This window comes from Microbacterium sp. (assembly GCF_031988965.1).
In the GTDB taxonomy this organism is placed as follows: Bacteria; Actinomycetota; Actinomycetes; order Actinomycetales; family Microbacteriaceae; genus Microbacterium.
The window spans coordinates 1-12,134 of sequence record NZ_DALZXX010000091.1; the positions used below are offsets into that span (position 1 = coordinate 1).

At 69.2% G+C, this 12,134-nt stretch carries 12 protein-coding genes; 1 reads left to right on the forward strand and 11 read right to left on the reverse strand.

Annotated features, from left to right (window positions below):
• Window positions 1-36: 36 nt before the first annotated feature.
• The gene (locus RTM68_RS13265) at window positions 37-1,398 is read right to left on the reverse strand and encodes an MFS transporter (protein WP_312171659.1); all 1,362 of its coding nucleotides are present in this window, start codon (window positions 1,396-1,398) and stop codon (window positions 37-39) included.
• Window positions 1,399-1,501: 103 nt separating this feature from the next.
• On the opposite strand from RTM68_RS13265, the gene RTM68_RS13270 reads away from it, so the two are divergent.
• On the forward strand, window positions 1,502-2,263 hold the full coding sequence (locus tag RTM68_RS13270) for an alpha/beta hydrolase (protein ID WP_312171660.1): 762 nt from the start codon (window positions 1,502-1,504) through the stop codon (window positions 2,261-2,263).
• A 66-nt stretch (window positions 2,264-2,329) separates the two neighbouring features.
• Here the strand turns inward: RTM68_RS13270 and RTM68_RS13275 are convergent, their stop codons facing one another.
• The 10 genes from RTM68_RS13275 to RTM68_RS13320 form a co-directional block, all read right to left on the reverse strand.
• On the reverse strand, window positions 2,330-3,145 hold the full coding sequence (locus RTM68_RS13275; protein ID WP_312171661.1) for a DUF2510 domain-containing protein: 816 nt from the start codon (window positions 3,143-3,145) through the stop codon (window positions 2,330-2,332).
• Between the two features lie 15 nt (window positions 3,146-3,160).
• Window positions 3,161-3,550, reverse strand: a complete 390-nt coding sequence (gene mnhG, locus RTM68_RS13280; RefSeq protein ID WP_194764456.1) for a monovalent cation/H(+) antiporter subunit G — start codon at window positions 3,548-3,550, stop codon at window positions 3,161-3,163.
• On the reverse strand, window positions 3,547-3,816 hold the full coding sequence (locus tag RTM68_RS13285) for a monovalent cation/H+ antiporter complex subunit F (protein ID WP_312171664.1): 270 nt from the start codon (window positions 3,814-3,816) through the stop codon (window positions 3,547-3,549). Before RTM68_RS13285 ends, mnhG begins: the two co-directional genes overlap by 4 nt.
• Entirely contained in the window at window positions 3,813-4,391 is a 579-nt protein-coding gene (locus tag RTM68_RS13290; RefSeq protein ID WP_312171667.1) for a Na+/H+ antiporter subunit E, read from the reverse strand. The genes RTM68_RS13285 and RTM68_RS13290 overlap by 4 nt, the downstream gene beginning before the upstream one ends.
• Window positions 4,388-5,941 carry a Na+/H+ antiporter subunit D gene (locus RTM68_RS13295; protein WP_312171670.1) on the reverse strand — a complete coding sequence of 518 codons (1,554 nt, stop codon included), beginning with the start codon at window positions 5,939-5,941 and terminating at the stop codon, window positions 4,388-4,390. Before RTM68_RS13295 ends, RTM68_RS13290 begins: the two co-directional genes overlap by 4 nt.
• Complete coding sequence (locus tag RTM68_RS13300) at window positions 5,938-6,582, reverse strand: Na(+)/H(+) antiporter subunit C (protein WP_312171673.1); 645 nt, start codon at window positions 6,580-6,582, stop codon at window positions 5,938-5,940. The genes RTM68_RS13295 and RTM68_RS13300 overlap by 4 nt, the downstream gene beginning before the upstream one ends.
• A complete protein-coding gene (locus RTM68_RS13305) occupies window positions 6,582-9,545 on the reverse strand; it encodes a Na+/H+ antiporter subunit A (protein WP_312171675.1) in 2,964 nt (987 codons plus the stop codon). The genes RTM68_RS13300 and RTM68_RS13305 overlap by 1 nt, the downstream gene beginning before the upstream one ends.
• A gap of 150 nt (window positions 9,546-9,695) precedes the next feature.
• Complete coding sequence (locus RTM68_RS13310) at window positions 9,696-10,403, reverse strand: GntR family transcriptional regulator (RefSeq protein ID WP_312171678.1); 708 nt, start codon at window positions 10,401-10,403, stop codon at window positions 9,696-9,698.
• A gap of 32 nt (window positions 10,404-10,435) precedes the next feature.
• On the reverse strand, window positions 10,436-11,464 hold the full coding sequence (locus tag RTM68_RS13315) for an aldo/keto reductase (RefSeq protein WP_312171679.1): 1,029 nt from the start codon (window positions 11,462-11,464) through the stop codon (window positions 10,436-10,438).
• Window positions 11,461-12,134: enolase C-terminal domain-like protein (locus tag RTM68_RS13320; protein WP_312171681.1), on the reverse strand; the 674-nt coding region annotated here is incomplete at its 5' end. The genes RTM68_RS13315 and RTM68_RS13320, both read right to left, overlap by 4 nt.

Below are 12,134 nucleotides of genomic sequence, written 5' to 3' on the forward strand. Positions count from 1 at the left end.
GCTCGCGCTCGGTCGCCGGTCGGGCGGATGCCGCGGTCAGGCCGCGAGCGGGGCGGATGCCGCGGCGGCGCGGCGTGCGATGACCCAGATGCCGAACGCGGCGGCGAGGAAGATCGCGGCGAGCATCGCCCATCCGGCGAATCCGTAGGTGATCGCCGTGGCGTTGACGACGATCGGCGAGGCGAGCGCGCCGAGCGAGAAGCCCATGCCGAACACACCCTGATACGCACCCGCGCGCACCTGGTCGGCGAGCTCGAAACTCAGCCCCCAGGCGCCGGCCTGCGACAGGATCTCGGCGAACGTGTGCGCCACCATCGCGAGCACGAGCACGGCGACGGCCGCCCAGGTGGGAAGACCGGCCGCGAGCGCATAGATGATGCACGCGGCGACCATCAGCCAGCCCGCGATCATCGTCACCCGGCCCGCGACGCGCAGCTCATGGGTGCCCCTCGAGGCCCGCACCTGGAACAGCACGACCAGCGTGGTGTTCACGATCAGGAGCAGCGCCACGGTCACCTCGGGCGCGTCGGTGTTCTCGGTCACCCAGAGCGGCATGCCCAGCTCGGCCACGCCGAACTGCATCCCGAAGACCGCCGACAGCACGGTCAGCAGCAGGTAGCGCGGATCGCGCCACGGCGACCGCCGGTTCCAGTCCCTGCGCTCCGAGAGGGCCGCCGCCGCGGCATCCGTGTCGATGGACCCGGTCTCGGTGCGCACCTGCCCGAACCGCGCCCTGGCCGGTGCGTCGACCGCAGCAGTGAGGCGCAGCAGCGGGAGCGAGCCGAGCGCGCACACGACACCCGCGCTCGCGATCACGATGCGGTATGCCTCGGGAGTGCCGAGTGCGAGGGCGATCGCACCGAAGCCCGATCCCGCCGCGATCGAGAGGTTGGTGACCGTGCGCAGCACTGCCCGGGCATGCACCCGGCGGTCGGCCGCGAAGCCGCGCGCGATGATCGCGGAGCGCGCCGAATGACCGATCGAGTCGAAGAAGCCACCGAGGCTCGCGAGCACGAGCGCCGAGACGAAGTCGCCCGCGAACGCGTACGCGGCGAGCAGGAGACCGCCGAGGAGCTCGAACGTGAAGGCGAGCCGACGAGCGCTCCACCTGTCGGCGAGCCACCCGCCGAGGAACGACGCCACGACGCCGCATCCGCTCGACACCGCGAGCACGACCGCGGCCTGAGCCGCAGAGAGCCCGATGATCTGAGTGAAGAACAGCACCGTGACCGCGAGGAAGACCCCACGACCGACGCGCGAGACGGCCGTCGCGGTGAACAGCGCCCGGAGCACCGGGTCGCTCAGGCTCGCGCTCATGCGGGCGAGGAGTCCCGGCTTCGCGCCTCTCGCCGTCTCTCCCGGAGCGGTCTGATCGGCGTCGGGGTCGTGCGAGGTCACCCTTCATCCTCGCACGCGACCCCTCGTCTGATTCTCGGTGTATCGGCATGCCCGTGCGTCGACGGGATTCGTCGGTGGCCCTCCGCTCGGTTAACGTGGATGGGTGGTCTCCAGTTATCTCGCCCCCCAGGGAACGCCCGTCACCCTTCTGGAGTTCGAGCACGCCGGCGCGACGCTGATCGCCGAGTCGTTCGGCGAGGGCCAGCGCACGTTCCTGCTGCTGCACGGCATCGGCATGGGCCGCAGCGTCTACCTCGACGTGGTGCAGCGTCTGCAGGGTCGGGTCGTCGCGCTCGACCTGCCCGGCTTCGGCGAGGCCCCCGAGCCGACCCGCACCCTCACCATGGAGCGTCACGCCGACCTCGTCGCCGCCTATCTGCGGCACACCGGCGAGAAGCCCGTGGTCGTCATCGGCCACTCGATGGGCAGCCAGATCGCGGCGGAGCTCGCCGCACGGCATCCGGCGCTCGTCGAGGGCGTCGTGCTCGCGGGCCCGACCGTGAACAAGGCGGCGCGCAACCTCGGCGCTCAGGCCAGCTATCTGCTCACCGACCTCGTCGGCGAGCGCCCTCTCGTCATCTGGCGTGGAGCGCGGGAGTACCTGCGCGGCGGACCCCACCTGATACGCAAGATCAAGGCCACGATCGCGCACCAGCCCGAGAGGGCCTTCGCCCGCATCGACTGCCCGGTGCTCGTGCTGCGCGGAGAGAGCGATCCCCTCGCGCCGATGAGCTGGTGCCGCGAGATCATCGACGAGATCCCCGGCGCCGACCTGCGGGTGATCCCCGATCACGGTCACGGCACGCTGATCAGCGACTCCGAGCCCGCCGCGGCGCTGATCCAGGACTTCGCCGACCGTCTCTGAGCTCGGTCCCGCCGTCGCTCCGTTCACGACTCAGCATGGGTGGTCGCGAGTCAGTCGGTGCCCGCCTCAGCGGAGCGGCGGGGGCGTCGTCGGCAGCAGCAGCGCGTTGCGGCGCGACCGCGTCAGCAACAGGGCGAACGCGCCCAGAGCGCCCATGATCACGGCGAAGGCGATCCCGAAGACGATCAGGAACAGCGTGACAGGCCCCTGCTCCATGAAGCCCGCGACCACCGCGACGATCGCACCGAGCACCGCGATCGCGGTCACGCACCAGCCGGCGATCATCGAGACGAGGTAGCCACGCGGGCCTGCGTGGCCGGGACGCACGCCGAACCGCGTGCCGAGGTACCAGCTCCACTGGGAACCGGTCCACCACCGGCTGGCCTGCCGGGTCATCGGATACCACCCGGCGTCCGGCCCGTCGACCTCGCCGGGCAGCGGTCGCACGACCGCGTCGACGACCGGTGCCGACTGCGGAACGGGGAGCCTGCGTATGGCTCGGGAGTACGCGGCGCCGCAGAGCCAGAGCGCGCCGACCGCCGTCAGGAGCACCGGAAGCACGAAGTTGCCCGGGTTCTGCGTGATCACGGCCGCCGTCACCTGCATCAGCCCCAGCACGAGGAACACGATGCCGAGGACCAGCCCCATCGCGGGAGGTTCGACCGCGAGCGCATCGGGCCGCGGCTTGCCCTTGCGGACGCGGTACGGCGTCCACATCGCGCCGTCCCACCAGCGGACGTCGGTCGTGCCCTGCACCTGGTACCAGCCCATGGCGGGAGTCGTCGGCGGCGTCTCCCGCTCATGCGCGGTCCACTGCGCTCCGTCCCCCCAGCGCTGGCGTCCGGGTGTGCCGGAGTCGTACCATCCCTGCGGTGTCGACATCTGTCCGCCCGTTCCTCAGCCCGCGGCCGGCGGGGTCTGCTTCGACTCTGCCAGCTCGTCGACCACGAGACTCCGCTCGTCGGTCGTGCCGTTGCGATACGCCTGGCGTCCGACGATGTGCGCCGACAGCGGCGCGGTCGCGAACTGCATGAGCACGATCGGAGCGACGAGCGCGAGTCCGACCAGGATTCCGCCCACCGTGCGCATCGACACCGCGATCGCCAGGCAGATGAGCACGAGACCGAGCACCTGCGGCTTCGTGGCCGCGTGCAGCCGCGAGGGCACGTCACGGAAGCGCAGCAGGCCGACCGCGGCCGAGAGGCAGAGGATGGCTCCGAGCAGGATGAGCACGAGCACCGCGATGTCGATCACGGAGTCGGGGATGCTGAGACCGAACACGTTCATGGTGTCGTGTTGTCCCTTCTCGCGACGAAGCGGGCGACGGCGATCGAGCCGAAGACGCCGACCGCCGCGATGATCAGCATGACCGGGATGTTGCGCGTGTGGCCGTTGATCGCCATCTCCGCGCCGAGCACGCACATGACCTCGGTGAGCAGCACGTCGGAGGCGACGGCGCGGTCGAGGATCGACGGGCCCCGCACGATGCGGATGATCGTGAGGATGGCCGCGACGCCGAAGACGACCGAGATCGCCAGCATCAGGATGTTCATCGGACACCGCCCTTCGCTGCACGCTCATCGGCCTTCAGGGCACGGTACTGCGAGGGGGCTCCCAGCGCACGGACGACGCGACGTTCCCACCGCAGCACGCCCTCGCGCTGCTTTTCGACGTCGGCCCTGTTCCGCACCCCGATCACGTGCAGGTACAGGATCTGCCGGTCGCGGTCGGCCTCGACGATGAGCGATCCGGGGATCAGCGACGACACGACCGAGACGTGGGTCATGATCAGGTCGTCCGCGTACTTCAGCGGCACCGCGATGATCGCCGCGCCCGGCTGCCGGCGGAAGTCGAACACCTGGGCCGTGACCGAGAGCGCCCCACGGAACATCGCGAGCAGGAACTGCACCACGAACAGCGCCGCGTACCAGACGTTGATGCGGCCAGACAGCTCGACGGTCGGCAGGCGGAACACACGCGTGACGAACACCGCCACGACCAGACCCGACAGGAACGCGAGCACCGTGAACTGCCCCCACAGGAGCATCCACAGCACGATCAGCCACGCGAGGAACGGCAGCTGCACGCCGATGTCGCGCCAGATGTGACGACGGGTGGTGCGGCTCATCCGTCCACCTCGTCTTCCAGCTGCACGAGGCTCACCGGCTCGAGCAGGGCCGCGCCGATGCGGTCGCAGAGCGCGTAGAGGGGACCGGCGAACACGGTCAGCGCGACGGTCACGCCGACCATGCCGGCGGTCGCGACGGTCATGATGCGGGGGATGCGGCGGCGCTCCTGCTGCTCGTCGGCCGCCGGCGCGTTGCCGAGGTACGAGATGCGGCCTTCGGTCTCGCTCGAGTCCTCCTCCTCGCGCCAGAACGCGAGGTTCCAGGCGCGCATCAGCGCGTAGAGGGTGAGGAGCGAGGTCACGATGCCGCCGATGATCAGCACGAGCATGAGGGGCGTGCCGACGGATGCCGCGGCCTCGAACAGCGCGAACTTGCCGATGAAGCCCGAGAAGGGCGGGAGTCCGCCGAGGTTGATCGCGGGGATGAAGTAGAGCACCGCGATCACCGGAGCGACCTTGAGCAGCCCCTTCACCCGCAGGATCGACGTGCTGCCCGCCCGACGCTCGATGAGCCCGACGGCGAGGAACAGGGTCGTCTGCACGATGATGTGGTGGACGATGTAGTACACCGTCGCGCCGATCGCGGCGGGTGTCGCGATCGCCAGGCCGAAGATCATGTATCCGACATGGCTCACGAGTGTGAACGAGAGGATTCGTTTGAGCTCGGCCTGCGCGACCGCACCGAGCACTCCGACGATCATGGTCGCGAGCGCGATGATGAGCAGCAGCGTGTCGATGCTGTTGTCGGCGAACAGCTGCGTCTCGGTGCGGATCAGCGCGTAGACGCCGACCTTGGTCAGCAAGCCGGCGAACACCGCGGTGACCGGGGCCGGAGCCGTCGGATACGAGTCGGGAAGCCAGAACGACACCGGGAAGATTGCGGCCTTGATTCCGAACGCGACCACCAGCATGAGGTGCAGCACCAGCTGCGTCTCCTGCGGGATCTCGGTCATGCGCTCGGCGATCTGCGCCATGTTGACCGTGCCGAGCGCGCCGTAGATCATCGCGATCGACGCGAGGAAGAGGATCGACGACACGAGCGACACGACGATGTACACGGCGCCGGTGCGGATGCGCGACTCGGTGCTGCCGAGCGTGATGAGCACGTACGACGCGACCAGCAGGATCTCGAAGCCCACGTAGAGGTTGAACAGGTCGCCCGCGATGAAGGCGTTGAAGATTCCCGCCGCGAGGATCAGGTACGACGGGTTGAAGATCGAGATGGGGGTCTCGTCGGTGCCGTCGGCGACACCCTGTCCGATCGAGAACAGCAGGACCGCGAGCAGCACGATGCTCGAGATGAGCACCAGCAGGGCGGCGAGGCGGTCGACGTAGAGCACGATGCCGAAGGGCACCGGCCAGCCTCCGACCGACACTGCCAGCGGGGCGCCGGAGTCGACGGCCACGAGCAGCACCGCGGCGATCACCGAGACCACCGCGAGCGTCGCCACGGTCACGAAGACCTGCAGGCGCGCGTTGCGCCCGAAGATCAGGGTGATCGCGGCGCCGAGCAGCGGCACGGCGACGAGAAGGGGAACGAGAGCGCTCATCGGCGGTCCTCCCCTTCATCCGTGCGTTCGTCGCGGGCTTCGCCTGGTCCGTGTTCGCGGCGTTGATCGCCGCCGGCATCCGCATCCGCGCGCGCGCCGGCATCCGCATCCCTGCCGCCGTCGGCATCCGACTCGTACGAGGCGGGTCGATCGACCGGTGCGTCATCGTGGATCGCGGGGTGGTCGCGCATGTGCAGCACGGTGATGGGTGAGGTGTCCACACCGACGAAGTCGGTCGTCGCTTCGTCGTCGGCCGTGTCGGCCTCGTCCTCCATGAGGTCCTCGTCGGCATCCGTGCGCTCACGCAGTGCGATGTCGGCCTCGTCGTCCTCGACCGTGTCAGCCTGGCCGAGCTGCCAGGAGCGGTAGATCAGCGCGAGCAGGAACGCCGAGACGGCGAAGGTGATGACGATCGCCGTGAGCGTCAGCGCCTGCGGCAGCGGATCGCTGATCTCGCCCTCGGCTCCGTAGAACGGGGCGCTGCCCGGAACACCCATCACGATCAGGAGCAGCAGGTTCGTGGCGTTGCCGAGCAGCAGGAACCCGATCAGCACGCGCGTCAGGCTGCGCTCGAGCATGGCGTAGACGCCGCACGCGAAGAGCACGGCCATGATCACGATCAGGGTCAGCGAGATGTCCATCAGATGCTCACCCCGCCCCGCGGGCCGATGCCCTGAGACTCACGCAGCGCTGCGGACTGCCGGTCGACCTCTGCGCCGAGGCTGCGCAGCACGTCGAGCACCAGACCGATGACGACGAGGTACACGCCCACGTCGAAGACGGTCGAGGTGACGAACTCCATGTGACCGATTCCGGGGATCTCCCACTCCCAGAACGTGCTGGTGAGCGGGGCCATCCCGAAGAACAGCGGGACGACGGCCGTGCCGACCGCGAGGATCAGGCCGGTGCCGAGCAGGCGGCCGGCGTCCGTGGGCGCCGCGGCTCCGAGCTCCCAGCGTCCGCCCGCGATGTACCGCATCACGAGCGCCATGCCCGCGACCAGACCGCCCGCGAAACCACCACCGGGCAGGTTGTGGCCGGCGAACAGCAGGAAGATCGACACGACGATGATCGTGTGGAAGAGGATGCGGACGATCACCTCGAGCAGGATCGACCGGTTCTCGGGCTTGACCTTCGCGCCGCCGACCAGCCAGGCGCGGGGGTTGCTCTCGTTCTCAGCGGTCTGGAACCGCACGCCCTCGGTCGTCTCGACGAGAGGACGCGCACGGCTCGCCCGTCGTCTCGAGTTCGGCAGCGTCCTGGTCGCGGCGAGCATGTCGGCGCGGTGCGTGACGAACACGAGAGACGCGACACCGGTCGCCGCCAGCACGAGCACCGACAGCTCACCCATCGTGTCCCAGCCACGCAGATCGACCAGCGCGACGTTCACGACGTTCTTGCCGTGGCCGATCTCGTAGGCGAGCTTCGCGAAGCCGGTCGAGATGGGCTCGGCGACACGCGACTGGGTCGCCACGATCGCGACGAGCGCCATCGTGAGTCCGACGCCCACGCCCAGCAGGGCGCGGGGGATGCGACCGACGGAGGCGTTGTGCTCGCCCATGCGCGCGGGCAGTCGACGCAGCACCAGGGCGAACGTGACCATCGTGACGGTCTCGACGAGGATCTGCGTGAGCGCGAGGTCGGGGGCGCCGCTGGTCGCGAAGAGCACCACCATGCCGAGGCCGGTGATCGACACGAGCACGACACCCGTGTACCGCTTCTGCGCCCGCACCGCGAGCACACCGGCGACCGCCATGAGCGGAGCGACCACGAGCTGCGCGGGGGTGTGCCACGCCGACAGCTGGAACCGATCGATGTCGCTCGCGAGCAGCGCGGTGATCTCGGCCGCGACGAACACCACGAAGATCGTGCCGACGTAGACGGGCAGCGAACCGCGCTGCGTCAGCGTCGTGCTGAGCACCGAGAGCCGGTCGACGCCGCGCACCACGAGGTAGTAGACGTCTGCGGCGGTGAACGGGATCATGCGGGCCTTGCGGTCCCACCCCGTGCGGATCGTCAGCAGGAAGAGTCCCGCGCCGAGCAGGATCGTCAGGATCGAGATGCCGAGCGCGGGCTCGAACCCGTGCCAGAGCGCGAGATGGCCTGGGCCCTCGGACGCCACGCCCTCGGCGTCCAGACCGGGCGTCGCCGTCAGGGCGTAGCCCTGCAGCGCCGTGTCGAGCGCGGGGGCGCCGATTCCGGCGGCGAGAGTGAGGCCGGCGAGGATGATCGGAGCCGAGAGGAAGCCGACGGGCGGGTCGGGCCAGGCGGTGTCGGGCAGGCGGTCGCCCATCGCGTCGCGCTTGGTCCAGAACGCACCCCACAGGAAGCGGATGCCATATGCCGCAGTGAGCATGGAACCGAGGACCACGCCGATGATCGCCACGAGACCCCAGGGGGAACCGTGCAACGCGTCGTCGAGCAACGCCGTGAGGGTCGATTCCTTGGCCACGAAACCGAGGGTGGGTGCGATGCCCGCCATCGATGCCACCGAGATGAATGCCGCTGTGGCCATGACCGGCGCCTGGCGCCCCACGCCGCTGAGCTCGGTGATGTCACGGGTCGACAGCTGACGGTCGATCACGCCGACGATGAGGAACAGCGCCGACTTGAACAGGGCGTGTCCGATGACGAGCGCCAGGCCGGCGAGCGCGGTCGCCTGGGTGCCGTAGCCGACGACGATCGAGAAGAACCCGAGCTGGCTCACCGTTCCGAACGCGAGGATGCGCTTGAGGTCGGTCTCGCGCAGCGCCTGGATGCCGCCGAGCAGCATCGTGATCACGCCGAGCGTGATGATGATCGGGCGCCAGGGTCCGGTGAACGCGAAGATCGGGGCGAACCGTGCGATCAGGTAGATGCCGGCCTTGACCATGGCGGCCGCGTGCAGATAGGCGCTCACGGGGGTCGGCGCAGCCATCGCACCGGGCAGCCAGAAGTGGAAGGGGAACAGCGCCGACTTGCTGATCGCGCCGATGAGCAGCATCACGACGGCGGCGTCGACGATCGCGCCGGTCGGAGCGAGCTCGAGGATCTCGCGGATGCTCGAGGTGCCGGCGTCGACCACGAGCAGCACGACGCCGACGAACATGATGAGACCGCCGAGGGTCGTCACCAGAAGAGCCTGCAGGGCGGCACGTCGGCTGGCCGCACGGCGTCGGTAGTGTCCGATGAGGAGGTACGAGAGGATGCTCGTCACTTCCCAGAACATGACGAGCATGACCAGGTCGTCGGTGAGCACCAGACCGTACATGGCGCCGGCGAAGCCGAGCAGCACCGCGGCGAACTGCCCGATGCCCGCGGAGTCGTCGTGGAAGTACCAGCGGCAGTAGAGCAGCACGAGCGCGCCGACGCCCGAGACGATCAGCGTCAGGACCCAGCCGAGCACGTCCATGTGCATCGAGAGGTTCAGACCGAGCTGCGGGATCCACTCCACCGAGACGAAGGGCGCGGGCCCGTCGAGCACCTGCGGCGTGAGCACGAGCGCGTGGACGAATGCCGCTGCGGGAATGAGAGCGGCGACGGCGAATGCCTGAGACCCCAGCCAGCGCACCAGAACGGGCATCAGGATCGACCCGAGAAGGAACACAGCGAGGAGCGTCAGCATATACGCGGCTCCTCAAGGCTCGTCGGCCGGGGGATCGGCACAGGCGGGCGGGTGTCGTATATCAGTTTACCTGGCGTGAGGAAGTCGTAAGGCCACGGGAGCGAATTGGCTCTCCTCCGCCGCATCCGTCGCCCCGTCGGCGGCTGCGTCTCACCTGTCGTCGCGCTGAGCGAGGGCAGGGCCGAGCCGATCGTACGACTGCTCGATGTGCGTGCGCATCGCCGCCGCGGCGGCCTCGGGGTCATCTCCCCGCAGTGCCTCCAGGATGCTCTCGTGCTCGCGCACGGTGTCGTCCTCGAAGTCGTGGCGGAAGTTCAGGCGGTAGAGGTGCATGTGGGCGCGCAGTCTCACGATCGCCTCGGCGAGCAGCGGGCTCTGCGCGCTCTCGGCGATCAGGTGGTGGAAGTGCAGGTCCTCGTCGATGAAGCGTCGGTAATTGCGGAAGCTCTCGTCCTCGTCGGGGGCGGATGCCGCCCGCATCTGGGCGACGGATTCGCCGAGCTCTGCGGTCGTCGCCTCGTCGAGGTGCACCGATGCCCGACGCGCGGCCTCGGGCTCGAGCAGCTCGCGCATGTCATACAGATCGCGGAGCCCCGCCGTGTCGAGCAGCGATGCGGCGACATATCCCTTCAGCGCCCTCTTGACCACGAGCCCCTCTGATTCGAGGCGGGTGAGCGCCTCGCGCACGGGAGTCGGCGACACGTCGAGGTCCCGCGCGACCGCGTCGATGTTGACGCGCGCGCCCGGCTCGATCACCCGATCCATGAGAAGGCCGAGCACCGCGTCGTACACGTCGTCGACGAGCGCGCGCCGCACGGGGAGCGGGCGTGGTCCGCGTGCCTCGTCGTCGCCGAACATGTGTCTCATCGTACGGGAGGCCCTCTCGGTGCTCACGACTGCCGCTCCGCGACGGCCGATCGGTTGATCAGGCCGAGTTCTGCGAGTTCCGACCACACGTCGTCCGGTACCGATCGCTCGAGCAGGCCGGCGTTCCTGCCGACCTGACCCGCATCCGCTCCGCCCATCACGACCGCTGCGACGGCCGGATGCGTGAGCGGGTACTGCGCCGCGAGCTCCGGCAGTGTGCGGCCGTGGCTGCGCGCGACCTCGGCGATTTCACGAGCCCGGGCGATCACCGCTCCCCGAGCCGGTCCATAGTCGAAGGTCGCGTCGTCGCCGGGATCATCCGTCGCGAGGATCCCCGAGTTGAAGACCGCCGCGGCCAGCACGCTCACACCGCGCCGGTCGGCGAGCGGCAGAAGATCGTCGGAGGCGCCCTGATCGAGCAGGGTCCACCGGCCGGCGACCATCATCACGTCGGCATCGGTCTCGCGCACGAAGCGGGCGAGCATGGCGCTCTGATTCATCCCAGCGCCGAACGACGTGATGACTCCCTGGTCGCGCAGTTCGCTCAGCGCCGGGAACGCACCGTCGAGGGCCTCGCGCTCGTGGTCGTCGGGGTCGTGCACCAGTACGATGTCGATGCGGTCGAGACCGAGCCTCGTGAGCGAGTCCTCGATCGATCGCAGCACGCCGTCACGCGAGTAGTCGTGCACACGACGGTGGTCAGCAGGCACATCGAACAGATTCTCGAGATCGGTGCGGCCCTCGGCAGCCTGCGGCACCAGCAGTCGTCCGACCTTGGTCGAAACGACGATCTGGTCGCGGGGCACCGAGCGCAGGCCCTCGCCGAGCCGCCGCTCCGCGAGTCCGAGACCGTAGTGCGGGGCGACATCGAAGTATCGGATGCCGCGGCGCCAGGCCTCCGGCACGATCTCCGGCCACGCATGGTCGTCGAGCGCCCGATAGAGATTGCCGAGAGCTGCGGCCCCGTAGCCCAGCGGTGGCACCGCGAGGCCGCCGCGTCCGATCGCGACGCGATCCGCAGAGAGACGAGCCGTCTCGTCATGCCCCGTCATGAGACGGCCAGACCGGAGAGCGCCTCATCGTCCCACGCGATGCCGAGCCCCGGCGCGGTGGGCGCCCATCCTCGGCCGTGCTCGATGCGCAGCTCACCGTTCGTGACGGCCCGCAGCTGCGGGATGTGCTCGAGATACAGGGCGTTCGGGATCGCGCACACGAGTGACACGTGCAGCTCCATGAGGAAGTGCGGAGCGACGGGCGCGTTGAACGACTCGGCGAGGTGCGCGATCTTGAGCCACGGCGTGATGCCGCCGACCCGGGCGACGTCGGCCTGCACGATCGATGCGCCGCCCCGCTGCAGGTGCTCGCGGAAATGTCCGAGCGAGTACATGCTCTCCCCCACGGCGATGGGCACCGATGTGGACCGCGCGAGCAGCCGATGCCCCTCGATGTCTTCGGCGGGCAGCGGCTCCTCGAACCAGAAGACGTCGACCTGTTCGAACAGGCGAGCCCGCCTGATCGCCTCCGACACCGTGAACGACTGATTCGCGTCGACCATGATGTCCATCCCGGGACCGACGGCGTCGCGCACGGCGCGCAGACGCTCGAGATCCTGATGCCCCTTCGGCATCCCGACCTTGATCTTGACCCCGCCCATGCCGCGATCCTTCGACTCCACGGCCTGCTCGACGAGCTGATCGGTGCTGAAGTGCAGCCACCCGCCTT